General features: G+C 37.4%; 24 protein-coding genes. 18 read left to right on the top strand and 6 right to left on the bottom strand.

The window, feature by feature from the left end; all coding sequences use genetic code 11:
* Positions 1 to 8: 8 nt before the first annotated feature.
* Entirely contained in the window at positions 9 to 1,133 is a 1,125-nt protein-coding gene (locus AC6IWN_RS07340) for a DegT/DnrJ/EryC1/StrS family aminotransferase (protein WP_497991723.1), read from the top strand.
* On the opposite strand, the gene AC6IWN_RS07335 is transcribed toward AC6IWN_RS07340, so the two are convergent.
* From AC6IWN_RS07335 to ytaF, 3 genes are all read right to left on the bottom strand, one after another.
* A complete protein-coding gene (locus AC6IWN_RS07335; protein WP_497991722.1) occupies positions 1,117 to 1,680 on the bottom strand; it encodes a DUF6143 family protein in 564 nt (187 codons plus the stop codon). The genes AC6IWN_RS07340 and AC6IWN_RS07335 overlap by 17 nt on opposite strands.
* 14 nt (positions 1,681 to 1,694) lie before the next feature.
* A complete protein-coding gene (locus AC6IWN_RS07330) occupies positions 1,695 to 2,255 on the bottom strand; it encodes a DUF6143 family protein (protein ID WP_497991721.1) in 561 nt (186 codons plus the stop codon).
* A gap of 143 nt (positions 2,256 to 2,398) precedes the next feature.
* Complete coding sequence (ytaF, locus tag AC6IWN_RS07325; protein WP_497991720.1) at positions 2,399 to 3,046, bottom strand: sporulation membrane protein YtaF; 648 nt, start codon at positions 3,044 to 3,046, stop codon at positions 2,399 to 2,401.
* Between the two features lie 193 nt (positions 3,047 to 3,239).
* Here ytaF and AC6IWN_RS07320 point away from each other — a divergent pair, with 193 nt between their 5' ends.
* The 4 genes from AC6IWN_RS07320 to AC6IWN_RS07305 all read left to right on the top strand — a co-directional run bounded on the left by AC6IWN_RS07320 (position 3,240) and on the right by AC6IWN_RS07305 (position 8,452).
* Entirely contained in the window at positions 3,240 to 4,127 is an 888-nt protein-coding gene (locus AC6IWN_RS07320; protein WP_497991719.1) for a multicopper oxidase family protein, read from the top strand.
* 104 nt (positions 4,128 to 4,231) lie between these two features.
* A complete protein-coding gene (locus tag AC6IWN_RS07315) occupies positions 4,232 to 5,932 on the top strand; it encodes a S8 family peptidase (protein WP_497991718.1) in 1,701 nt (566 codons plus the stop codon).
* A gap of 25 nt (positions 5,933 to 5,957) precedes the next feature.
* Positions 5,958 to 7,673: a S8 family peptidase gene (locus AC6IWN_RS07310; RefSeq protein WP_497991717.1), complete on the top strand. Its 1,716-nt coding sequence runs from the start codon at positions 5,958 to 5,960 to the stop codon at positions 7,671 to 7,673.
* 83 nt (positions 7,674 to 7,756) lie between these two features.
* Positions 7,757 to 8,452 (top strand): hypothetical protein, encoded by a 696-nt coding sequence (locus AC6IWN_RS07305; protein WP_497991716.1) that lies wholly within the window; start codon positions 7,757 to 7,759, stop codon positions 8,450 to 8,452.
* A gap of 143 nt (positions 8,453 to 8,595) precedes the next feature.
* Here the strand turns inward: AC6IWN_RS07305 and AC6IWN_RS07300 are convergent, their stop codons facing one another.
* Complete coding sequence (locus tag AC6IWN_RS07300; RefSeq protein WP_497991715.1) at positions 8,596 to 8,811, bottom strand: chorion class high-cysteine HCB protein 13; 216 nt, start codon at positions 8,809 to 8,811, stop codon at positions 8,596 to 8,598.
* Positions 8,812 to 9,024: 213 nt separating this feature from the next.
* Here AC6IWN_RS07300 and AC6IWN_RS07295 point away from each other — a divergent pair, with 213 nt between their 5' ends.
* From AC6IWN_RS07295 to AC6IWN_RS07235, 13 genes are all read left to right on the top strand, one after another.
* Complete coding sequence (locus tag AC6IWN_RS07295) at positions 9,025 to 9,603, top strand: CHAP domain-containing protein (protein WP_497991714.1); 579 nt, start codon at positions 9,025 to 9,027, stop codon at positions 9,601 to 9,603.
* Between the two features lie 416 nt (positions 9,604 to 10,019).
* Positions 10,020 to 10,529, top strand: a complete 510-nt coding sequence (locus tag AC6IWN_RS07290; RefSeq protein WP_497991713.1) for a hypothetical protein — start codon at positions 10,020 to 10,022, stop codon at positions 10,527 to 10,529.
* A gap of 59 nt (positions 10,530 to 10,588) precedes the next feature.
* The gene (locus AC6IWN_RS07285) at positions 10,589 to 11,689 is read left to right on the top strand and encodes a signal peptidase I (protein WP_497991712.1); all 1,101 of its coding nucleotides are present in this window, start codon (positions 10,589 to 10,591) and stop codon (positions 11,687 to 11,689) included.
* Positions 11,686 to 12,219, top strand: coding sequence for a hypothetical protein (locus AC6IWN_RS07280; RefSeq protein WP_497991711.1), 534 nt, complete (start codon positions 11,686 to 11,688; stop codon positions 12,217 to 12,219). The genes AC6IWN_RS07285 and AC6IWN_RS07280 overlap by 4 nt, the downstream gene beginning before the upstream one ends.
* Before the next feature lie 38 nt (positions 12,220 to 12,257).
* Positions 12,258 to 14,210, top strand: coding sequence for a DUF5305 family protein (locus tag AC6IWN_RS07275; protein ID WP_497991710.1), 1,953 nt, complete (start codon positions 12,258 to 12,260; stop codon positions 14,208 to 14,210).
* Positions 14,211 to 14,352: 142 nt separating this feature from the next.
* Complete coding sequence (locus tag AC6IWN_RS07270) at positions 14,353 to 15,240, top strand: diacylglycerol/lipid kinase family protein (RefSeq protein WP_497991709.1); 888 nt, start codon at positions 14,353 to 14,355, stop codon at positions 15,238 to 15,240.
* 164 nt (positions 15,241 to 15,404) lie between these two features.
* Positions 15,405 to 15,722, top strand: a complete 318-nt coding sequence (locus tag AC6IWN_RS07265) for an ArsR/SmtB family transcription factor (RefSeq protein ID WP_497991708.1) — start codon at positions 15,405 to 15,407, stop codon at positions 15,720 to 15,722.
* 13 nt (positions 15,723 to 15,735) lie between these two features.
* Entirely contained in the window at positions 15,736 to 16,920 is a 1,185-nt protein-coding gene (gene hgcA, locus AC6IWN_RS07260) for a mercury methylation corrinoid protein HgcA (protein WP_497991707.1), read from the top strand.
* 85 nt (positions 16,921 to 17,005) lie between these two features.
* A complete protein-coding gene (gene hgcB, locus AC6IWN_RS07255) occupies positions 17,006 to 17,302 on the top strand; it encodes a mercury methylation ferredoxin HgcB (RefSeq protein ID WP_497991706.1) in 297 nt (98 codons plus the stop codon).
* 122 nt (positions 17,303 to 17,424) lie between these two features.
* Positions 17,425 to 17,970, top strand: coding sequence for a GNAT family N-acetyltransferase (locus AC6IWN_RS07250; protein ID WP_497991705.1), 546 nt, complete (start codon positions 17,425 to 17,427; stop codon positions 17,968 to 17,970).
* Positions 17,955 to 18,356: an arsenate reductase ArsC gene (locus tag AC6IWN_RS07245; RefSeq protein WP_497991704.1), complete on the top strand. Its 402-nt coding sequence runs from the start codon at positions 17,955 to 17,957 to the stop codon at positions 18,354 to 18,356. Before AC6IWN_RS07250 ends, AC6IWN_RS07245 begins: the two co-directional genes overlap by 16 nt.
* A 308-nt stretch (positions 18,357 to 18,664) precedes the next feature.
* On the top strand, positions 18,665 to 19,483 hold the full coding sequence (locus AC6IWN_RS07240; protein WP_497991703.1) for an alpha/beta fold hydrolase: 819 nt from the start codon (positions 18,665 to 18,667) through the stop codon (positions 19,481 to 19,483).
* Positions 19,484 to 19,556: 73 nt separating this feature from the next.
* Complete coding sequence (locus AC6IWN_RS07235; RefSeq protein WP_497991702.1) at positions 19,557 to 19,904, top strand: cupin domain-containing protein; 348 nt, start codon at positions 19,557 to 19,559, stop codon at positions 19,902 to 19,904.
* Positions 19,905 to 20,020: 116 nt separating this feature from the next.
* On the opposite strand, the gene AC6IWN_RS07230 is transcribed toward AC6IWN_RS07235, so the two are convergent.
* Both AC6IWN_RS07230 and AC6IWN_RS07225 read right to left on the bottom strand, forming a co-directional pair.
* Complete coding sequence (locus AC6IWN_RS07230; RefSeq protein WP_497991701.1) at positions 20,021 to 21,493, bottom strand: M56 family metallopeptidase; 1,473 nt, start codon at positions 21,491 to 21,493, stop codon at positions 20,021 to 20,023.
* A 2-nt stretch (positions 21,494 to 21,495) separates the two neighbouring features.
* Positions 21,496 to 21,858 (bottom strand): BlaI/MecI/CopY family transcriptional regulator, encoded by a 363-nt coding sequence (locus AC6IWN_RS07225; protein ID WP_497991700.1) that lies wholly within the window; start codon positions 21,856 to 21,858, stop codon positions 21,496 to 21,498.
* Positions 21,859 to 22,000 lie beyond the last annotated feature (142 nt).

Raw genomic sequence — 22,000 nt, 5'->3', positions numbered from 1 at the left:
GAATCATAATGGGTAAAAAAATTTATTTAGCTTCCCCTCATATGAGCGAAGAAGGTTATGAGAAGAAATACATTGAGGAGGCCTTTGATACGAATTGGATCGCACCACTTGGATCGAATGTAACAAGCTTTGAACATGATATTTGTTCCTTAATTGGCACAAAAGCAGCTGTTGCCTTAAATTCCGGCACCTCAGCCATTCATATGGCATTAAAAGCAGCAGAGGTAGGAGAGGGAGACCTTGTATTCTGTCAGTCACTTACCTTCTCAGCCTCAGCGAATCCGATTATTTATCAAAAAGCGGTTCCTGTTTTTATAGATAGTGATTATAAAACCTGGAATATGGATCCTAAACTTCTAGAAGAAGCATTTCGCAAATACTTATCGCTAGGAATCAAGCCAAAGGCGGTTGTTATAGTGCATTTATATGGGATACCGGCTGATATCGATGAGATTGCAAATGTGTGTCGCAAATACGACACTATCCTTATTGAAGATGCTGCAGAGAGTCTGGGTAGTTTATACAAAGGGAAATATACCGGTACCTATGGAGATTATGGTACATTCTCATTCAATGGGAACAAGATAATCACCACTTCAGGAGGGGGTATGTTGGTCTCAAATCAAGAGGAACGAATTCAAAAAGTTCGGTTTTGGTCAACCCAGTCACGAGAACCAGTTCCATACTATGAACATCATGAATTGGGGTATAATTACCGGATGAGTAATATTATAGCCGGAATTGGAAGAGGTCAACTGCCGGTTTTAGTACAAAGGATTAATCAGAAAAAACATATTTATAATTATTATAAAGAATCATTTAGCGAAAATAGCGACATCATGATGATGCCAAGTAATGAAGGAACGGATCAAAACTGTTGGCTGAGTTGTATTAAACTAAGAGGTGCGATGACTCCTGCTAAAATCATCAATGCACTAGAAAGTGATCAAATTGAATCCCGACCCATCTGGAAACCGATGCATCTACAACCTTTCTTTCAAAAATACGATTATATCGGCAACGGAGTATCCGACGATATATATAACAAAGGTTTATGCTTACCGAGTGATACCAAGATGACGGATCGGGATTTAGAACGTATTGTTAATATTATTACTAAGGTATATTCTTAATGAAAGTTGGTTCTTCCCAATATCCAAATGCAATCTTCACTTCAATTTCTTCATTGTCGGAAGGTAAAAAGAATAATACAAAGGTACTTCCCGGTGGTATGATATACATTCCTTGAAAATCATGTTTCGTAAGCGTTTGACTGGGCTCTACCCGTCTTACAAAGGTATAGGTTCCTCCCTGTGGTGTACGATTTGTGTTACTGACACTCTGAATTAAAACCTTAGGATAAGAGGGAGGGCAGATTGCCTGATTTCCTGCTGCAACCAGCTGTGATGTAATCGCTCTTCCCGGCAAATCTGCACTTAACCACCCTTGTGCTGTTATCGCTTCCGAGGAAAAATTCGATATCGTATATGCATTCAAGAACATATTAACGCCGGAACCACTTGGATTTACTAATCCACCCCAGGCATAGGAATCAGGACCAAAAAAGATACTTTTTGTCTGCCCAAGAAAATACTTACCAATACTTGATTGATAAACATTCTCCGGCATTACGATTACCTCCGGAGGATTTTTTTCATTATGAAGATATATTCTGCTCATAATACCCCTCCTTATCATTCATAGCAGTTAGAAGGAATTTTCTCTTCCCACCAGGTTAATACGATAGTTCCTGTAATCTTCATATCACCGGGCGATTTCAGCAATACTGAGAAGGTTCCTCCGGGACCAATGATTATGGAACCTTGGTGGGAATCACTTACCAATGTAGAATTCGGTGTTACAATACGGTCAAATATATTAACACCTTCCGAGAAAGACTTTTGTATCCTGTCCGAATATTTCATAAATGCGTTCGGTTTCGGCGGAGGCTTAATTGACTGGTTTGATGGTGTAACCGTTGTGGAAACCAATGAATCTCTGGGTGCAGGTGCATTAAGCCATATCTCTGCAGTATAACTGGTTTCAGAAAAATTTGTTATCGTGAATATATCAAAATATACATATACACCCGATTGATGTGGATTAATCAGTCCTCCCCAGGCATTATCACAAAAGCCAAACTCTAATTCACCAGTCTGCGCGATAAAATATCGTCCTTTCAACGCATTATAACCAGGGCTTGTAATGTCCACTACCGTAGGTGGAGTATAGATTACATTTTTATTTTCATGCATTTCTATTCAATCCTTTCATGATGTAGTATCACAGATTATCGCTAAGTTCAATTCAAGAAATGTATCCCTAATTGATTAATCGCTCCAATTAATTATATGAACAGAACACTTCTTCGGTGAGTGTAGTACACCTTTCCAATCATTTAATTAACCAACCTCACAACCGCTAACGCAATTAAAATAAAGCCACTTAACCAAGAAAGACGAAAAGGTACCTTATCACTTAATTTATAGCCTAAGATCTCACCACATTTAATTGCACCCATGCTTAATAGGATAGATGAAAATATGACTACCAGTACATTAATATTACCCATCGCTGCACCGACACCTGCTGCCAGACTGTCTATGGATAATGCAATACCCAGCGACAAAGCCTCTCGTGGTGACAATACCTTCGACTCGTCAATATCGGCTTCCTGCGGATCAGCATAAATATTTAATATAAAATTGAGGTTTAGCATGCTGAATTTAATTTGCTTATTGATTATGCTATATCGGTCAATTAATGACTTCACCAAATTATCCAACAGCCGCATGATACCTAGAAAGAATAGAATTGTAAATGAAATTCCTTTCAATACTTCGGTAGATAAGAAAGGTTTTAGAACAGAACCAACAAGAAGCGAGAGAGCTAGTATTCCGGTACAAAGAAACGAAATAACCAGAACGGATACAAACGGAATTTTTATCTTGTTGCTTCCATAAGCAAGACTTGCAATCAGCGCATCCGTTGATAATGCTGTTGCAAATAATATGGATTCAAAAACAATAAAAATCGGATGATTCATTACTACATACCTTAATACCTTAGTTGCAACATCAAGATATCATATGTTCTATGATTGTTTAAAGTTCCCATCGTATCACATGAGCCAAACTGCCAAAGAAATAATGATAGTACAATTTAATCCTAGCGCTACATTGAACAATATCAAATCACAGACATATTTTAGTAGTATAGCAACACCTTAGGAGGATATCATGGTTATAACTCCTGATATAGATATATTAAAATTTGAAACCATTCGAGGCGTTAAGTATTTTGAATTGACAGCAGAAGAGGTGAAACAGGAAATTCTGCCCGGATTATTTATTAAGGCCTGGGGTTATAATGGAAGCACCCCGGGTCCCACCATATTAGTGAACCAAGGAGACTATGTAAATATTAGAGTTTATAACAAATTATCGGAACCAACCAGTGTACATTGGCACGGTCTGGATGTCCCTAATATGATGGACGGCGTACCGGACATTGAACCTTCCCCAAAAATCAAACCAGGATACTTCTTTGATTATCGCTTTCAAATTAAAAATCCACCCGGCACACATATGTACCATTCCCACTTCTTATCCCACAAACAAATTATGATGGGTCTTATGGGCGGCTTTATCATTGAACAACCCTATAGCAAAATGGATAAAGACTTCTTCCTTATGCTTCAGGAATTCAAGGCAAAGGATATCCCTCATGATACCATAAAAGCAGGAGAGTATGAACTCGATCCTTCCTCTCACGAATTTAACTTTTTTACGATAAACGGAAAATGCTTTCCTTCAGCAAAAGCATTGCCCGTAAAATTCGGCGAACAGATTCGTGTCCGTTTTGGAAATGTAATGATGGATGCCCATCCTATGCATCTACACGGACATCAATTTCAAGTAACTGCTTCAGATGGAAATGAATTATCCTCCTATGTCAATGTAAAAAAGAACACCATAAATGTAGCGTCTGGAGAAACCTGGGATTTTGAATTCAATGCAAATAATAAAGGAATCTGGCCACTTCACTGTCATATACCACACCATATGAGCAATAATATGACCCCCTCTATCGGCGGAATGTTCACAACCGTACATTATGATTCCTAGTACTGCCAAATATACGAATACCGCTTTATTAATTATAAGAAATGTTGTTATGAACTGTATTTCCTATAATATAATAGAATAAGAATATGTAAATTGAGGATGCCATGACATCGGATATCAATGATATGATCTACAGCAATGATTTTGCTGATTTTCTTATAGAATATAATGGTGATTTATCCGTTTTACAGCCCTTTGCACAATATGGATATTATATAGTAAATTATTACTTTGCTATTGTACATCTGCCGTTAAGTGTTATGACGGAAGATATCATATCACGGATGGGCTATGGTGCTATACCTTCTTTACTTGGTCTTACACAAGATCGTAATCTTGAGGCATCGGGTATCGTACGATTAAGAAGTATCCCCAATTTAGATTTAAAGGGAAATGGGGTATTAATCGGTTTCGCTGATACCGGAGTCGAATACACTAACCCAGTATTTCAATACGCTGATCGAACCACCAGAATTGCCTCTATATGGGATCAGACCATTCGTAATGATTCCCCTAATAATACAGTTCCTTATGGAACGGAATATTCCAGAGAACAAATTAATCTAGCATTGCAAAATCCCGATCCACATAGCATAGTACCAAGCAGAGATGATATCGGCCATGGCACCATGGTAGCCGGAATTGCGGCCGGTAATGAAGTACCGGAAAGTAATTTTTATGGTGTTGCCCCGGAGTCAGAGCTGGTTATCGTTAAGGTCAAACAGTCAAAACCATATTTAAAGCAGTTTTTTCGAGTTCCAGAGAATGCCATCGCCTATCAGGAGAATGATCTTTTTATTGCATTTCAATATTTGCTAAACTATGCCGCATCGATAAATCGCCCCATTGTTCTATGTATTACGATTGACACTTCACAGTATGCCCATGATGGGCGGGGCTCAACAAGTGGATGGCTTTCCCTACAATGTGCAATCCCCGGTGTGGCGATGGTAATTACTGTTGGAAATGAAGGGAATGCAAGAAGGCATTATTTCGGATCAATTGATGAGGAAAAAGGATTTGACGCGATAGAGTTGAATGTTGCTCCGAACGAACCTGGATTTAGCATGGAGATCTGGGGAACAAGTCCAAATGCATTTAGTATCGACATAACCTCACCATCCGGAGAGTATATCCCCCGTATTGATATTAGATTAAACGAAACCAGGGAGATTACCTTTATCTTTGAGCCAACTATCATATTCGTAGATTATCAGTTGGTGGAATCACAAAGTGGTGACCAACTGATTCTATTGCGCTTTTCAAAACCCGCTCAAGGAATATGGAAATTTAATGTATATGGGAGAGGAATACCACCGATTACCTTTAATTCCTGGTTGCCGATGAATAATTGGATTCTACCTGACACCTATTTCATCAGGTCAAACCCCAATACTACCTTATTATCTCTAGGCTGTGCAACAATCCCAATTACAGCGACTGCTTATAATGTAGAAAATGATAGTCTGTATATTAATGCCGGCAGAGGCTACACCCGAATTCAAGTGGTAAAACCGGAGATTGCAGCTCCTGGTGTCAATGTGTTAAGTCCTGATTTACAAATGGGTTTTGTTGAAGTAACCGGAGCCAGTGCGGCAGCAGCACACACCGCCGGTGTCGCAGCTCTTTTATTTGAATGGGGTATTGTGAATAAATTTTATCCTAAGATGACTTGTCAGGATATTAAAATATTCATGATACGAGGAGCAAGAAGGAGTCCGGATCTTGCATATCCGAACCCGGATTGGGGTTATGGAATATTGGATGCATATAATGTATTTGACAGAATTAGAAGTGGTGGATAATTTTTGACGATTGGGGTTGGAGGATGTGACTTCAGAAAGCCGATTTAAAATTGTAAGTAATGATTATTTTGATATCCAACTTATCTATAATGGTAATCCGGAATCTCTTCGACAATACGAACAATATTCTGTTCAAATTATGAATGTGAGCTTAGCCATTATTTATATCCCAATTGCTCAGATAACACCGAGGTTAATCTCAGAATATGGCTACAACGCAATTCCTAAGTGCTATTCCTTAACAGACACCCAAAGCCTAGACGAATCAGGTGTTACAAGACTTCGTAATACACCTGCTCTTAATCTGCGTGGTAACGGTGTATTGGTGGGAATCATTGATACCGGAATCGACTATACAAATTCGGTTTTTCAAAGAGCGGACGGCACAACAAAAATAATGTCGATATGGGATCAAACCATCGATAGTATTGATGGATACCCAAAGCTCGATTTTCCTCCCTATTATGGCACGGAGTACACACAAGAGCAAATAAACCAGGCTATAAAAAGCCCTAATCCTCATGAAATCGTTCCATCGGTAGATGAAAACGGACATGGAACCAAGTTAGCCGGAATAGCGGCAGGGACAGAAAACCGGGCGAATAATTTTAGCGGAGTGGCGCCCGATGCCGATCTGATCGTAGTAAAGTTAAAACAAGCGAAAAGAAATCTAACAGATTACTTATTTATCCCTCCTTCAGTGCCTTGCTTCCAGGAGAATGATATCATATGGGGCGTTCAATATTTAGTTGAAACGGCAAGAAGATTAAGACGACCTATATCCATCTGTATTGGTGTCGGTACCTCCCAAGGTGCTCATAATAATGCCGGTTATCTTAACAATTCTGTTTCCATAGTAGGAGATTTTCCCGGAATATGCGCATCAGCAAGTGGCGGTAATGAAGGAAATGCAAGGAGGCACTTTTACAGCGCTGTTCAAATAAATTCCCCTCCGGTTCCAATTGAATTGAATGTGGCAGAGAATGAGCCAGGGTTTTCAATGGAAATATGGGGTGAGCCTCCAATGCTATATTCCATTGATATACTAACTCCGACGGGTGAATATGTGCCGACTATCTTTGGCAAGCTGGAAGAAACCAGAACTATACGCTTTATCTTTGAGCAGACTCTGATTTATCTAGATTACATATTAATTGAAAATGAAACAGGAAACCAAGTAATTTTGATGCGTTTTCAAAATCCAACCCCCGGAACCTGGCGATTTCAAATCACTGGAAGAGGAGATTTGAATGGATCAATCCATTCATGGCTTCCTTCCGGGAATTTTATCTCACAGGATACCTATTTTACACGTTCCAATCCTTATACCACACTCACTTCGCCTGGTAATAGTTTTGTACCAATGACAATTGTTGCTTATAATCAAGCGAACGGAACACTCTATATCAATTCCGGAAAGGGATACTCCACCTCGAATATACTTAATCCTGATTTGGCAGCTCCAGGTGTTAATGTTCAATGTCCGGGGCCTAATAACACCTTTACAACATTAACCGGAACCAGTGCAGCAACGGCTCATACAACAGGAATAGCAGCTTTGATTTTAGAATGGGGAATCGTAAGGAATAATTACACCAATATTGATACAATCGGTATTAAAAAGTTCTTAATTCGTGGGGCGAGGCGTAATCCACAGTTATTGTACCCGAATCGTGACTGGGGATATGGCATAATAGATATATTTAACACCTTTAACATCTTTCGTACTGATGTTACATAATCGAATTTTAATATATTTTGTCGTCAAACAAGAACTTAGTAAATTCTCTTTTCATATTATATAGGGAAGGAGGAAGTATAATTATGATTATTGATAGCTTTAAATCCTATCCAGAACCACGAATTCCATATACGGAACATGAGCCGGTAGCGATTGACACAAAACAAGAGGAGGAAGAGCCCCTACCCTTGGAACCATCTAACCTCCTAAAGGAATCCTCCAATCCATTGTATCATATGCCGATATTTATAAATCATCCCAGCACATTGAATCAATTGCAGCAGGATTTTATTGAAGAGATGCTTCGTCAAATCAAAAGCGCAAACCTTTTCTGTCGAAGCTTACCATTTACCGATCAATATCCGATAACTCCGCTAAATAATATTCGGAGATTAATCACATCCAGCTATGGAATGGTATCCTTAAACTTAAAACAGCGATGTGTAAATATTACTGATAATAACGTATCTAATAATACAACGGAAACTATATGGGAAGGTTGTCCTTTTGCACACGTGCAAACAGGTATGGCATATCAGTTTGGTTTGCCGCTTCTTCTAATAAGGGAATCCGGAGTGGAGAAGAACGGAATGTGGTCCTTTGGTATTAATCCATTCTTAAGTCTCGAATGGGATTCAACCGTACTTAACCCGGTAAAAACTTTCTTCGAGAAAAATGAATGGAAATCCATCTTTCAAAATTGGGTCAGTCAAGTAATCTCTGGTTATTATACCCAGACCCAGCCACCCTTTAAGTATAGCACTATTGTCGAGAATTGATCATCCACAAACAATATCACGCTAGAGTAAAGCTTTAAACCTAGATGATGATAATTCTATCGGAAGCATATTAATTACCAAATGTCCAATTCTCAATTGAACCGTAATAACATGCTTCCATTGATAGAACTATCTGCAATCAATTAGAAGGAACCACCACAAACACAAAGAAGTAAAATAATAGGCAAGATACCACTCATTCCATCACCACACCCACATGAGCTACTATCGCTACCACAACCTCCTAAAAAGTTACCCCCACCACATAAAAAGAGTAGTAATAAAATCATCATCATTGAATTTGAGCCGCTTCCACCACTGTTATCACTTGAACAAAAATTACCGAATAAATTACCCATACTATACCTCCATATAAATCGTTTATAGTTTATCATATGTAACTTCTGTCAATACTTTCGTATACTAAAGTGACTAAGTCACAAATATATTATTTCTCAACAATTATTATGGTTTTTCATGTCATATTCGGTAAGATTCCCTTTTCTACGACCTAACAATGGTATATAATTAAAAATATTATCAAAATTAAAATACAAAGGAGGCGAATAACCATGAAAAAATTATTAATCGCCTTATTCATAACAGCAATTCTATCAGTATTTGGTTATATGCTGTTCCAAGATGCATCAAGCCGTGATGTCGGCAAAGAAATCGACTCTTATAAGAATATTCCGGTTTATGATAATGGCGATAATTACAGTAAAAGCCATGGAAAAAATTATTGTGTGGATGGTTATTATTACGGTCAAAAGTGGCAATGCGTTGAATACGTAAAACGCTTTTATAAAGATGCACTTGGTCATAAGATGCCAAATCTATACGGAAATGCAATCGATTTTTTTGATAAAGATGTCCCTCAAGGAGGTCTTAATAAAGACCGGGGATTACTGCAGTACCGTAACGGTAATGACGAAAGGCCATTTCCTGATGATTTGATGATTTTTACTGATTCAAAATATGGACATGTCGGTATTGTAACCTTGGTAGGAGATGATTTTGTTGAAATCATTCAACAGAATGTGAAAGGTAAATCAAGAGAAAAGTTCAGTTTAAAAAACGAAGATGGGGATTGGGTTGTAGGAACAACCAAAAAACCAGCTGGCTGGTTAAGACTACCTTCGAAGAATTAAAATTGTAAATATGTATGCTTTAAGTATCAAAAGAATATCAGAACATATTTTCAAAGCAACACGCTCCCTCTTGAATGAAGTACATAGCGGTACATATGAACATAAAGCACATGTTCTAAGTACCAACGACTTCATACAGTTGCTTAAGAATATATGTTTTGATATTCTTTTGTTTTTAACATAGGGGTAACCAGTAACACCTTTTTGGAAATATTTTAATATTGTCTTTCATGAGATAGTCGTAGTATTATAAACAGGCGATGTGTTCTACACAAGTCGTAAACTTAAATTATACATTCTATGAGATTCCACTACAGTACAAATGATTTCTAATAACAATAATTTTTTCGTTATATGATTTAATTTTGTTGTCGCCTATAAAAACCCTAATAATAATCAATATGAAGGAGAATAATATGAACAAATTAAAATTTGGTGTTTTATTTCTTTTGGTAGCTTTAAGTATCGCAGCAGTGGGTTCCGCAGCGTTATCCAACGTAACCTTTAATCGTAGTGTGAATGCAGGTCAGATTATGGTCGATACCGATCAAAATGTTGCAGTACAGATTACAAACATTTCTAAATACACAAACCTTGTAAAAACAGATGCAAGCGGAAAAGTCAAATTTGATTTAAACGAAGCAATCAACAATAACACCACAAACGGTTTTAACACAGAAGCATTATTTTCAATCGGTTCAACCTCAAACGGTGCAATTAAGATAAAGAATAATTCCGATATACCGATTACTGTTACAATGAATAATGATGCGAACAGCGGAAATTCTATGTCATTAGTTCCTACAAATAATGGTAGTTCAACCATTGGCGTTGGATCATCTGCAGACTTTTACTTTTCCATTAACACAAGTGGTCAAGCCGCTAACAAAACTTTAAGTGCAGTATTACGTGTAGAAGGCAAGTAATTGTTCATTGTAATTTCTCCGTAGCACCTATGTTGGGTTGACTATTAGGAGAATCAGTTATGAAGAAATTGATAAATGGAGCATTATTGGGTTTAGTAATCGCTGTTTTTATACTAATGGCAAGCACCTATTCCAATGGTGCTCCGATTTTAACATATGTATATTCAAATAGCATGGAGCCACTTATTAAAGTAAATGATGGTTTTATCGTATGGCCAGTTTCTAGACCCAAGGTAGGTGATATTATCATGTATCGACCGGTTGTTTTAAAGGCACCCTATATTACTCATCGTATTATTCAGATTGGTGAGAATGGCTTCATTACACAAGGAGATAACTCTCCCTATCCGGATCAAATGATTGGAGAGCCCGAGGTAAAACCCCAACACATCGTGGGAAAGGTCCTAACCTTTCAAAACCAGCCCATTCTATTTCCGGGTTTAGGTAATATACCATCCCATATCAAAGAAGGGGTAGGGTTTAATGCAAAATATCTCTCACTTCTTTTTTTAATATTATCCTTACTGTCACTATTATTTATCAAGAACACAAAAAAACGAAGGAAGCCACGACATAGAATACGATTAAAACGGGTTTATAACTCCATTGTATGGTTTGCAATGATATCCATTATAATTACCATCTTCATAGGCTCAAGAGTATCACAAGTAAAATATTTGGTGAGTGAATATCCAGGAACCCTAGGAAATCAGGTGGAAGTGAATCATCCGGGCGAACTGATCATGAACATTCAAAATAACGGATTAATACCAATATGGCCTGTTATAACAGGAATTACACCACTCAGTATAAAATCATCACCGTCATATCTGCCCCCAAGGTCTAAAGGCTCCGTGATAATCTCGGTGAAACCTGTGAAAAAAACCGGTCTCTATCAAGGCTATATTCAAATTTATAATTATCCTGCTTTTTTACCGAGACCACTGGTCATCTATCTGCATCGCATTTGGCCAACCCTAGCTATGATGATAATCGGTATCACCGGAGGACTGTGGTTAAAACTTATGTTCAAGCTATTAAACCATATCCATGGCTTTGAAGAATGGATCCCGTTAAAGGCTATAAAGGATAAGATAACAAAGCGTCGCATTCATCGTGTTCGTGGAAAAATCATTGGAAAGGAGAGAAGGCGACTATGATCAGTAGAAAATTACCTTTGATTTTATTATCTATCAGCTTAACCTTTGGCTTGATTGCTTTGCCAAAGAGCGCTGCCATTACCATTAATAATTTATCAAGGAATGCTACAGCTGTAGTATCAAGTGATTCCAGTGCAGTTGTTAAGTTGGAAGGCTTTAACTCTTCGCAATACAGCAAATTAAACAATGGCTTTAACAAGGTTGGCTCCATTACAAATAATTCAAATCAGGTTATGATTATTGATGTTATTATGACCCCGACTCAGGTATTCGGTATTACGAAAAACTATAATCTCGGTATTAAAATCGGCTCTTCCTCCTGTGTATTTAAAAAAAACTCACCTGCTACACAACAACTAACCTTATCCTTAATGCCGGGTCAGTCCATCGATGTCCAGATGAGATTAACTAATAATCAACTCAATTTTATAACCACTTCATTTACCATTAACGCTTCCGATAACACAAAAACATATTCCCTCACGCTTCAAGACACTTCTTCCTCACCTCGCCGTATTTTAACTTACTAAAAGCGCCATACTAAGCCTTGAAAGTAAAGGTGAGAACTATGAAGTCAAAAAATTCATTCATTAACTTAATGATTGGGATTTTAGTACTGGCAATAATTGCAGTTACGGTCATTACTTATTATGATATAACACAAAGTAATGCCACTCCACAGGTGAACCTGACAACGGCAGAAGCTTCCCATGATTATCAGATCATATCCAGAACTCCCTTAAAGATATGGCCGAGTGGAACTGCCCTTCCACAGGGGATGCTAGCATATTTCTATGCCTCCAACCCCTACATGCCGGTCGTACCTAAGATTTCAGCCAATAATATCGGCAATACTCAGATACACGGAATAATATCCTCTCAAATTATGCTTCGGGCGATTAATGACAAGTCCGAGGCTTATTGGTCGTATTTATTAAATAAGACTTCTGAAGAAACCTTTGAATTATCTTCAGAGAATCCGTCCTATTCATCAAAAACGATATATCTTGATCCTACCAATGCCTACAATCAGGCACTTCAGATGGCGCAGGAGATTATGTTTCAAACAAGCCAATTTCAGCTAATCGTAATCACCAACATCAAACTAAACGGTACGATTCATAATATTCCATTTGAGAAGTCGTTTGCGCAGGAGCTACCAATCACCTTACAGGCGATCAATTTTACAGTATCGAAAACCCAGGATCTGGCTAGCAACATCACCCTGAACAAAGATAATCTACAGTCCTCAAACAATACCAACCTATATGATATGCTTTATGATCATTTGGTTCAGTTTGCAATGCTAATTGTACTCCTTATCAGTATTTTGATATTATTCCGGATAAAATCCAAATCACAGTCAAAGCTGTTGCTTGATCATCGTAAATATAAAGATTGGATAACCGAGGGAAGTGTAGAGGTAACCAATCAGTATTTAATCCATATTCATACACTTCAGGGCTTAGTTGATCTGGCAATTGATTTGGACAAAAGAGTAATCTATGATTCCAGAGTGGTACACTATTATGTCATGGCAGAGGATATGATCTATGTATTTGACGGTAAGCGAAGATATGCCCCAAACGATTCTAAGCAACAGCTTGGCAGGCTTCTATTAGGGCAGGGATTAATACAGCCACAACAGTTGGAGATGGCTCTTTATTATCAGAATAAGATAGGATATCGTCTTGGTGAGAGCTTAATCGCTCTGGGCTTCATTGATGAAACCATTCTATTTAGCACCCTGGCTGCACAAAGTAAGCTAGATTATTATGAAACTCAAAACCTAGCAGAGCTTAATCATATTGATTTGCAGCAGCTGGATAAGAACAAATCAAAGGCATTAATGGCTGTACCCTTGGGTAGTAGAGCAGATGGTAAGCCTGTGGTAGCGTGTAGTGAATTCTCAAGAGAAGGTATCCTAGAGGAACTTAAAAAAGTATACGGTAGTAATATTCATATCGTTGCGACAAGCCCATCCTTTATTAACCGAATTCTTGAACGACTTAATTCCAACAAAACAGATTTGCGGAAACAAGGTTTACCTAACCCAGAACACTTAGATCCAGCTAGACATCTTACCTTAAAGGAATTAGAAGAATTCAAAGTAGCCTATTACCGTGGAACACTCCAAACAAATCTGTTTATGCAAGGCACCGGAATAATTGACCCCGATATCATATTACAAATCCCAAAGCAAGAATCTGTACTTGATTGGTTAACAAATAAACATACCCTAAACAGTGATTTATCAAATTTAATAAAGGGTTTGGATAAATCGGTTCGTGTAATGGAACGGAAGGATAGACAAGCGAAGTTAACCCCTAGCTTAACGTCACTATTAATTCATTCAAATTATTTAACAAAGGAAACTCTTGAGTGGGTAAATCAGGAGGTTGATGTTCAAAAATTAACCATAGAGAAACTTTTATCCGACAACTATATTGTATCCGGTAAGACAATCGAACAGGCTAATATTCTACTGAATGTTTTAAGTAGGATACTGGAGTGCTCATAAACCGTATGCTCCTCATATATTCTGCCAAACAAAGCATATATTGTTAAAATAAAAACTATACGAAATTACGATTTTGGGGTATTATGTAATTAGGAGCATCTATGTAACATGAGCAAGCGCATATATACATGAGGAGGTTTGTATGCATACTTTGTTGATAATAAATCCCAAAGCCGGACGTAAAGCGGCTCAATATAATTTTAATAAGGTGGTTAAGGTTTTCTCTCAGTATGGGATGGATGTAACTGTAGTTTCTACAAAATGTCGTAAAGATGCTACAAACATCACAAAAAGCTTAGCTTCCCAATATGATCTGGTCGTCTGTATGGGTGGTGACGGAACTTTGAATGAGGTAGTAATTGGATTAATGTCATTACCGGAGGCTGTTCGCCCCAAATTCGGATATATTCCGGCTGGTACCACGAATGATTTTGCAAAGAATCTTAAAATACCTACTGATGCAAATAGAGCAGCAGAGATTATTGCAAACGGAAAGGTCCGATCAATTGATATCGGATTTTTTCAGAACACGAATTTCATTTATTCAGCCACGTTTGGATTTCTCACGGAAGTTGCTTACCTTACAGATCAAAAAAAGAAGAATGTACTTGGTAAATTTGCTTATTTCATAGAAGGCATCAAACGTATCTGGCGTAATAATTCCTACGAGTTAACCCTAGAATATGATGGTAATCGAATTGATGGTAACTTTGCCTTCGGTGCCATCACGAATACGCTAAGTCTAGCCGGATTAATCAAATTTGACCCTAAGAAAATCAACCTGGATGATGGATTGTTCGAGGTTCTATTAATTGAAAATCCAAAGAAGACCTCAATTCTACGGATGACATTCGCCAAACTTATGCAAAACAAGATTGATAAAGATCTCGTTCATCTAATTACTGCGTCTAATATCAAAATCACCTCCAAGAATCCGATTGCCTGGTGTATCGATGGTGAAAGCGGAGGAGATTTTACGGATGTGGTTATTGAAAACAAGATGAAAAGTATCGAAGTGATATCACCTTAACAAAAACAATCCATAGTTTATAAAAAGTAGTCATCATTAGGTAGCAGACCTTATGAGACTACTTTTTTATTTTTTACATTTTATAGCATTTTCACATTGACAAATTTAGATTTGAGAATTAAAATTGATTCAAATCGAAATATTTAGATATGAGGTGAATTCATTTGACAAAAGAACATATCGATCACGCTAAGGTATTCAAAGCCTTTTGCGACGAAAATAGATTACAGATTCTAGAACTGCTTCAAAGCGGTGAAAAATGCGCCTGTGTTTTACTTGAAAAACTAGACATTGGACAGTCAACTCTATCACATCACATGAAAATTCTTGTGCAGAGTGGGATAGTGAATGCACGTAGTGAAGGAAAGTGGACTTATTATTCCATCTCAATACAGGGTTCACAGAACGCCATTGATTTACTTGTTCAATTAACAATGGTAATAGATAACGTTCAGGCAGCAGAAGACGAATGCTGCGAATAATAGGAGGTTCGTTATGAATCAAGACGGATGTTGTGATACAGACAGTACTAGTAGAAAACGTAGTATACAAAGACTTAATGCCCAATCAGTGAAGATTATCAATAACACCACGGGTGATAGTTGCTGTTGTTGTGATTCAACATGTGAAGATCAGCCAATTACTTTATATGATAAAAATGCCCCTTGGATTGTTGGTGAGTTGCAAACTGTGATTGGTACAATTCCGCAGGTTTCTACAAAACTATTATTGTCTGACAAAATAGGAGCCTGGAAAGTGAGATGGGGCATCGGTAGAATGAGTTATAGTATCCATCCAGGTCTCTATGCAGTTGGCACCCCCGATGAAAATTCGAATGTACTTGTTACCGCAAATTATAAGCTAACACTAGATGCGCTTCGAAAGGAACTAACCGGATTGAATTTATGGATCTTAGTGCTTGACACAAAGGGCGTAAATGTATGGTGTGCAGCTGGAAAAGGCACGTTTGGCACGAAGGAATTAGTGAATCGTATTACTAAATCTAGGCTTTCAGAATTAATCTCACATAAGAAAATCATCCTCCCTCAGCTTGGCGCTCCCGGAGTGATTGGTCATGAGGTAACGAAACAAACTGGCTTTCAGGTTGTATATGGGCCCGTCCGAGCACAGGATATAAAAGACTATATCAATTCTGGGTTAAAAGCGGATGATAAGATGAGAGAGGTATTATTCACAACAAAAGATCGACTTATCTTGACGCCCATTGAGATGGTATCCTCCTTAAAACCTTCCATCTATTTATTTGGAATGCTGTTTCTCCTTAACTTAATTGCAGTTAACCGCTTCGGTATCGTTGATTTTTACGCCTATGCTGGTGCCGTGATGGCTGGATGCTTTTTAACACCTGTCTTACTTCCATTGATTCCGGTTAAAGCATTTGCTATGAAGGGTTGGATCCTTGGATTACTGTGGACCATATTTGTTGTAATGATTAACGGATGGCCATTCTCCAATTCCTTTGAACTATTAAGAGGAATCGGATATTTATTTACATTACCTTCTGTGTCCGCATATTTTGCAATGAATTTTACCGGTTCATCTACCTATACATCATACTCAGGAGTACTAAAAGAGATGAAAACCGCAATACCTGCTATTCTTATTTCAATTGGTTTAGGTATCATCGTATTAGTTATTAATTCATTTGTTACACTCTAAAGTTTTACTATGCTGTAAGTAAAACTTAGGATATGTATATATCACTCGATATAGAATTCCAAAATATTGGCAGATGGAGGTTTACATGAAACATCAATACCTTAAAAATGTGGTTACACTTAAGCTTTCTTCAAAAAATTGCACCGGCTGTGGAGGATGTGTGGAGGTTTGTCCTCATCAAGTATTTGAAATAAAAGAGAAAAAAACTTTCATAAAGCAACTGAATTCTTGTATAGAATGCGGAGCCTGCGTAAAAAATTGTCCATTTAATGCGCTGGAAGTTAACCCCGGAGTAGGTTGTGCCAGCGCAATTATAAAAGGATGGCTGACCGGAACCGAACCCAGCTGTGACTGTTCTAGCAATAGCAGTGGATGCTGTTAATCTAATTAAGAATTGCAATCCCATTATTGATTTACTTTATCATCATGTTTTTCCGGTTAGGATTGTATTGGTAAATATTGCATTATTCTTAAAAACAAAGTATTATACAAGGAGTAAGGAAGATGAAGCCTATAATTGACTCAGAACTTATTATTAGGGAAATGAAATCAACGGATTGGAACCAGGTCTCCAGTATCTACTCTGAGGGACTAAAGACTAATCTAGCAACCTTTCAGGCAGATTGTCCCACCTACGAAGAATGGGATAGTAATCATATCAAAAGCTGTCGCCTGGTTGCGGAACAGGATGGAGTAGTTACCGGATGGTGTAGCTTATCCTCTGTATCCAGTCGATGTGTTTACGGTGGTGTAGCAGAAGTCAGTGTCTATATCCGTGAAACGCATCGAGGAAAAGGGATTGGTGAAGCTTTACTCAATGCTCTTTCCATAGAATCAGAGAAAGCAGGTTACTGGACATTACAATCCGGCATCATGCAGGATAACATCGCTAGTATACGACTTCATGAAAAATGCGGCTACCGTATGGTAGGATATCGCGAACGAATAGGTAAAGATAAATACGGAGTGTGGCGCAACACTGTGTTAATGGAACGCCGCATCCCCTCTGATGAACCGAAAGGAGAAATGTGCTCATGTTGCCAAAAGTAGCATTTATCTGTGTCCACAATTCATGTCGAAGCCAAATCGCCGAAGCCTTTGGAATACGCTACGGCTCCAAAATATTCGAAAGTTATTCAGCCGGCACAGAAACCAAACCACAGATCAATCAGGATGCAGTTAGACTTATGAAACATTATTATGGTATCGATATGGAGGCTACTCAGCACTCCAAGCTTCTATCGGATATCCCTCCGGTCGATGTTGTCATTACAATGGGCTGCAATGTGAATTGCCCCAACCTCCCTTGCAAGGAACGCTTCGACTGGGGACTCGATGATCCCACCGGAAAGAGCGATGAAGAATTTATGTATATTATAGATGAAATCGAAAAAAATATATTGCGTTTGGTTGGATATCTTAAGTCGATTCGGTAGTTAATATAATGAATGGAATAAGTGGTAAAAGTATAGAATATTATGCTTTTGCCGCTTTTTGTATGGGGTGGTTATGGGAGATCATTGAGGTTAATGATTAAGGGTTGATATAATAGCATCCGAGATTAATTTAGTCTGGTAATGTATGGAATATCAAGTTGATATATGTTACAATATAGCAATATATAGTAAAAGTTTTACGGGAGAGTGCGTAGGTATGATTAACGTAAAATCAATAATCAATATTCACACTTTTCCAGGTTTAGAAGAAAGGACAGATTACTTATGTAATCCTAAGGTATGAAACTATGGAGATATCCTTAAATGGGACAAAAATGCATTATCACATTAGCGGAACCGGTACCCCAGTTATTATGATTCATGGATGGGGCGTTGATCACAAAATCATGTCCGGCTGCATGGAACCGGTATTTGAATCCGGATTACATGATTTTCAACGTATATACATCGATTTGCCGGGTATGGGTAAATCAACAGTAAACGATTACATAAAAAATTCAGACGATATGCTTGAAATCATAACACAGTTTATAGATACTGTGATACCGAATAAAAAATTCATATTAGCCGGAGAATCCTATGGAGGATATCTTTCACGAGGTATGGTGAAGCAAAGACCGGAACAAGTGTTAGGTCTGTTGCTTATCTGTCCACTTATAATTCCAGGATATCGCAAGGGTACAGTACCGGATTTAAAAGTATTGGAGTCAGATGATATCTTTTTATCTCAGTTAAGCGAAGAGGAGAGAAAATCTTTTGAATATATCTCCGTAATCCGTACAAAAGCAGTTTGGGAAAGATTCAAAAGTGATATATATGATTCATTCCCACTTCACAATAGTTATTTTCTTAATGAGGTTCTTGACGGTGCATTTTCATATAATGTGGATGCTCTTGATCAGCCCTTTGATAAACCTTGTTTGATTTTAACTGGAAGAAATGATACCGAAGTCGGTTACCAGGATCAATTTAAGCTTCTTGAGAATTATACATCAGCGTCGTATATGGTGTTTGACCGTGCAGGGCACAATCTGCAAATTGAGCAACCGGATCAGTTTACCTCCGCAGCCAGAGAATGGTTGAAATTATATTTCAACATTATGTAAAATGAACTCAGTTATTATATGCACCAATTAGGGTATATTAAAGTTTAAGCATATCTTAAAGGAGGATTTATCAATGAACAAGTATACTTTCAATGATTATTTTCATGAGCCAGAGGGAAAAATCGCTAAGCGAATGATTTTTAAAAGTGATAATGTAATTGCTTTTGTTCTAAATATTGCAAAAGGAGAAATACTACCAGGACATACTCATCTAGAATCAACCCTTTTCCTACAAGTTATGGAGGGTAATGCCAAAATTGTCACAGATGGCAACGAAACCCCATTGCAAGTGGGTGAGTTAATGCAGGTTGATGGGCAGGAAAGCTTACAGGTTATAAATACCGGTGAAGGTGTCTTACGCCTTTTTGTAACAATATCACCAATGGGTACAGAGGCTTTTGCAACGGATACAAATGTTTAAAGGGTTAGAATAAGAGAGAAAGAATTCACACACATGGACTCATACAATAAAAGGAGCTTTTTCAAAATAGCTAGTTAGCTTTTTTCAAAAGCTCCTTTTCATGCCGTTAATGGAAATTAATTATCAAAAATTGTTCCTCCACTATTTGAAATATCGAGTTTGGTGACGTGATCTGTTTTGACATCTTCGAATCTTGAACTAACATTCTTAGAAATTTTCTGGCCGCTGTACGGATTGTGTAAGATAAAATCTATCTTAGCTTTTTTTATTATCTTTATAAGCTCATCGTTCGTTTTATCTTTTGACATTCCATAAACGGCTATAACATAGTCCCTCGTTGACTTGCCATCTTCAGCATCACTTAGAAATCCATGGCTCATAAAGAAATTATTCTTATAGTTGTCATCCACTTTTAGGGTATAATTAAAATTGCAATCTTCTAAGTTATATAAGACGGAATAAGGTATAGATATAATATATACCACACAGATCAAGTTGCCATACGATGTATTTTTATCGTATTTTTCCTCTGTGAGTTGCGAATATAGATCCTCATCCTTCGAAAAATATCCCGAATTTAATTTTGTAATGCATTCTTCTGTTATTGGATAGTCATAAACATCCAATCTAACTCTGTCTATGTGAATGCCTTTTCCTAAAGGATTGGAAGAAAATGTAAGCATGATAATGATGCATAAAATAACGGATACAATCATAATCCATAAGGTCGGTTTTTTAAAATTAAGGATGTTCTTCACCCTATGCTTTACACCAATTTCTCCGAAAGCTAATGGACATAAAGCAATGCTACTTCGTTTTAATGTACAAGCCAATAACGTAGTGGAATATGATTTTTTTTCCTGGGAACCTATTTGCATTAACACTTTTTCATCACAAGCTAATTCAATATCTCTGCAAAGCAACATGTAAGCAACCCAAACGAGTGGATTGAACCAGTGTAAAGTTAGTAATATGAAACCAATGGCTTTAAACCAATGATCTCGTCGTTTGATATGTGCTTTCTCATGAGCTAGAACATAATTCAAACTAGAAACTTCAATTGAAAAGGGTAAATAGATACGCGGACGAAACAATCCAAATACAAAAGGGCTTCCAATTATATCGCATTGATATATGTTATCCTGCATTGGCACGGCAGTAGCCACCTTACGCTTTATTTGAATAATTGAAAAAAAGCTATATAATATAAGTACAATCATACCTATAATCCAAATGATTGATGAAGCAAATAAAATCACCTGTATTGGATTTGTACTCTCTGTCTGATTTGGCTTCAGAGATTGAGAAGTTTCTGAATCGATGGTATTGTTACCAGTACTTAATCCATTATTAATATGCGTCGAATCTTGATACAGAATATCCTCTTGTATTGTCGTTGCGGTTGGTAATAAGCTTGTAGTACTTTCAAATGAAAAAGGGATTAATAATCGGATTGCAACCAGTCCCCAAAGCAAACAGACCATATTTTTAGGTGCTTTTTTAAAAAAGTAGCGGATAATAATCACAGCTGTGATTAGATAACTGGCATTGATACTCATATTGATCAACTTGATAAAAAGAGCTTCCATTATTATTCCTCCTCATATAACTCAATCATACGCTTGATTTCAACAATTTCGTCAGGTGATAAAGTCTTCTCTTTGGTAAAGGCTGCGATAAATTGTGGCAAGGAACCATCAAAAGTCTTCTCAACTATCTCATGGCTTTCTGCAGTTTGAATGTCATTCTTCGATACCAATGAGGTTACAATTGAATTTTCATTCTTTAAGACTCCACGGTCGGCAAGCCGCTTTATTACGGTAAAGGTAGTTGACTTTTTCCACTGAAGCCTCTCAGCACATAATTTAACTAGATCGTTACTTTTGATCGGTTCATTCGCCCATAGAATTAAGCAAAAGCGATACTCGCTCTCAAAAATTTTAGGTATATCCATATAAATTCACTTCCTTTGGTCTAATGTATTAGATTTATTATATTAATCTAACATATTAGACCATAAATGTCAATTGTTTACTATCTGTAAAATGTTAATAATACTGTCTAGGTTATAAACTTTAATGTCATAAATTCAAACT

The sequence above is a fragment of the Variimorphobacter sp. HTMS_6 genome, from assembly GCF_059717775.1.
The sequence above is the reverse complement of the archived record's forward strand: the minus strand, read 5'-3'. Positions and strand labels throughout refer to the sequence as shown.